Raw genomic sequence first — 3,152 nt, 5'->3', positions numbered from 1 at the left:
GTGCCGCGCGCAAAGGCCGGACATATGACCGCACCGTTCCAATGTGTGAAATCGACTGCAAAAGCTCTTGCCACGCGGGCCGTTCCACATATGGGGGCAAGGTCACCTGCGGCCGTGCGGGCTACGCGCTGATGCGAGAGCTCGTCTGAAGTACATCCTTACCGACCCCTGCGGTTGGCATTATTCTCAGCAACGAGAGCTATATCGGAAACACTTCTTCAGCCCATCCAAACGCCGACGCAAACCGGTAGGACGGTGAAAAACGGCCGCACGGAAACGCAAATGTAGCAGGCGGTATGGTTCTGCCGCGCGTGTTGAATCCGTAAACCTACTCAGCCGCAACTTGGACGCGGGCCTTGAAGCCAGACAGGGCGTCACCGAGGCGGATAAATGGTCGTTCGATCATTCGCCAAGTAGCGTAAGAAATAAGACCGCACATTAATAGCGCGGTGAAGCGCCATGGCTCGCAAAGCCAGCCCGGTAGTTGACCCAACTTAGCAATCTCATCCATTGCAATGAATGTCAGTAGATGCAGCAGGTAGATTGAATATGATGCATCTCCAGCGGCAACTAGCCAACGTGCCGGCGCGCTATCCCACGACAGTTTCAGGTTGGTCAGCGCGATTACCAAGAACACCATCGAGGCTGATGGTCCGAATGCGATGTTGCTGGAAAGGGTGAACCAAAGACCTGGTAGCCCAATCAGGAGTGGGAGAAAAAAGCCGAGCCGCGACGTGTGTTTTCGCAGCAGGAAGGCGACCACACCGGCCAGAAAATCAGATTGCGTGGTTGATACGATCTGGAACGTCCACGGGTTGCCGAGCACGAATCCGGTGGCGGCAAGGCCCGCCAACAGGACGGCCAGGCCAGACAATCCAATTGTGGGCACGGCCACGGCGGCTATGCCATAGAACACAACTTCACGCTGCATGCTCCAACTTACGTCGTACGCCGGAGGGTCTTGCATCGGTAGCAACGTCAGGGATTGCAAGAAATTTGATAGCAAAATGGGCCGATACTGCCCTGACACGATCAGTAACGCCACGAGCGTCATGGCGATAATGTACATGGGGTAAAGACGAAAGATCCGTTTGAGGACGAACGAGCGGATCGTGAAGTCGGGCCGCGAGGCCACGAGACAAATGACATACCCGCTTATGGCGAAGAAGAAATTGACGCCAAAGAAGCCCCATTCCTTGAGTGGCCACAGCGTAACTTGGCTACTTTCGGGGAAGGCTCGGAGCGCGATGTATGAGTGAAAGTAGGCAACACTGAGCGCGGCAATCGCACGAGCTGCCTGCAGTCCCTTGTTTTTGTTTGCTTCCAACTGTTCCGCTCGCATTAGCGGCCGCTTGAAGTAACTGGCCATAGCTTCTCCCAAAGCAACCTAATCCAATAAGACGGGTCTCGCAGGAACGCTGTGAGCGGCTTGGTGTAGGGCTCCTCCACGAAACGGTAGACGAGCCATGAGATCGACCCGAGAACAGTTGGAAGCGCAAAGGCTCGCACAAGCAGATCGGACGGCAGATCGTCGCCGATATTCAAGGCCTGAAGGATCATCTTTCCGACGTCCTGATGGATCAGGTAAAGCGGATAGCTAATCAGGCCGATAAAGGCGACGGGACGCAGCCAGCGCGGTGCCTCATATTGTGAGGCCAGAAACACAGCAAGAGTTCCAAGAGAGAGGGTCACGAGCCGCCAGCCTTCCATCGGGACGGATGGCTGGTTGTAGTGCAGGAGTTCGTGAGCGCATTCTAGGAACAGCGCCGTTGCTAGTCCGAACAGCGCCTGCCTGCGATGGCCTGCCGACAAGGCGGCAATGCTGAGCCCGGCAATGAAGAAGGCGAAGAAGTCGTTCGTGGAATATGTGTTTGGGTTTGATAGAGCGAAGCGGACGAGGCACCAGACGCTGACCGCCGGCAGCAGAAAGCTCCGCAGCCCGATTGCCACGATTGCGGTGCACAGCACGTAAAACTGAAACTCCACCATCAACGACCAGTACGCCCAATCGGGAGGAGAATAGTCGATACGGAGCACATTGAGAGTGGGGAGTGCAACTAGCGTGTAGGCATAGTCGCACCAGGGCAGCAAGCGCGAAGACTCAATGAGCTGCGGTGCCGCGTGTTTGAAAGCGGTGGTGAGGAAGCCGCAGACGATGAGGGCCGGCAGCAGCCGGCCAACCCGCTTGCAATAGAAGTGCCACGCCGAGCGTGAATTCTCTGCGCTGAGTGAGATGCAATATCCGCTGATAATGAAAAACAGCAGAACGCCATGAGTTCCCCGATTGAATAGCGAAATCGGCACAAAGTGGTAGAATAGAACCCAGATTATCGCGACTGCTCGTAGACAATCGATCCCCACCGATCTTTCAGATGTCAAAGCTCCCTCCCCATCCACAGGAGCGGCGAACCTAACTCACTACCCTAACCAGAGCAAATCATAGCCGGTTTGGGGCAGCTTTTTCTCTGGCCTCAACGCGCCAGCTGTGGTCTTTCAGGAGGTTGTCCATCTGGTCTGAAGCGAGGAACTGAGTTGCGAAGCTTTAAACCAAAGGGTGAGCGGAGCAACGCCGCCGCAACTGACCTGTTCAACACGATCCGGTAGACGCTCGCCAAATCGATCAAGCGATTCCGCGCAGATGGTGCGGAGGGGGTGCATGATCGCTCCTGCAGATACCATTCATTGAGCTGCTGCCGGTTTGATGGACACCAGGTTAAGCTAATCCCACCTTGCGCTCGAACTCAACCGGGCTGAGATACCCGATGGTCGAGTGCCTGCGGATCGTGTTGTAAAATCTTTCGATATAGTCGAACACATCGGCTCGTGCCTCGTCTCTGGTTCGGTAGATCTTGTTGGCGGTCCGTTCGGTCTTGAGCGACGAGAAGAAGCTCTCCATCGCTGCGTTGTCCCAGACGTTGCCGGAACGGCTCATGCTGCAGAGAATGCCGTGGTCGGCCATCAAGCGCTGGAACTGCTCGCTGGTGTACTGACTGCCCTGGTCGGAGTGGTGCAACAGGGCGTCCGGCTTGCCGCGTCGCCAGACGGCCATCAGCAGGGCATCGGTTACCAACTGAGCTGTCATGGCGGCGCTCATCGACCAACCCACCACCCGGCGTGAGAACAGGTCGATCACCGCTGCGACGTAGAGCCAG

Annotated in this window: 3 protein-coding genes; all 3 read right to left on the bottom strand. The window is 56.4% G+C overall.

The window, feature by feature from the left end; genetic code table 11:
* Positions 1 to 328: 328 nt before the first annotated feature.
* Positions 329 to 1,369 carry an acyltransferase gene (locus IVB01_RS14170; RefSeq protein WP_247494608.1) on the bottom strand — a complete coding sequence of 347 codons (1,041 nt, stop codon included), beginning with the start codon at positions 1,367 to 1,369 and terminating at the stop codon, positions 329 to 331.
* On the bottom strand, positions 1,342 to 2,379 hold the full coding sequence (locus tag IVB01_RS14165; RefSeq protein ID WP_247494607.1) for an acyltransferase: 1,038 nt from the start codon (positions 2,377 to 2,379) through the stop codon (positions 1,342 to 1,344). The genes IVB01_RS14170 and IVB01_RS14165 overlap by 28 nt, the downstream gene beginning before the upstream one ends.
* A gap of 334 nt (positions 2,380 to 2,713) precedes the next feature.
* A partial coding sequence (locus tag IVB01_RS14160; RefSeq protein WP_247472773.1) for an IS3 family transposase occupies positions 2,714 to 3,152 on the bottom strand: 439 nt, incomplete at its 5' end.

Origin of the sequence: Bradyrhizobium sp. 164, assembly GCF_023073715.1 — a bacterium.
GTDB lineage: Bacteria > Pseudomonadota > Alphaproteobacteria > Rhizobiales > Xanthobacteraceae > Bradyrhizobium.
This window is presented reverse-complemented; position numbering and strand designations above follow the sequence as displayed.

What these genes read in the sequence shown, in the direction of transcription:
- IVB01_RS14170 (WP_247494608.1), bottom strand. Translation starts at nt 1,369, where the DNA reads ATGGCCAGTTACTTCAAGCGGCCGCTAATGCGAGCGGAACAGTTGGAA.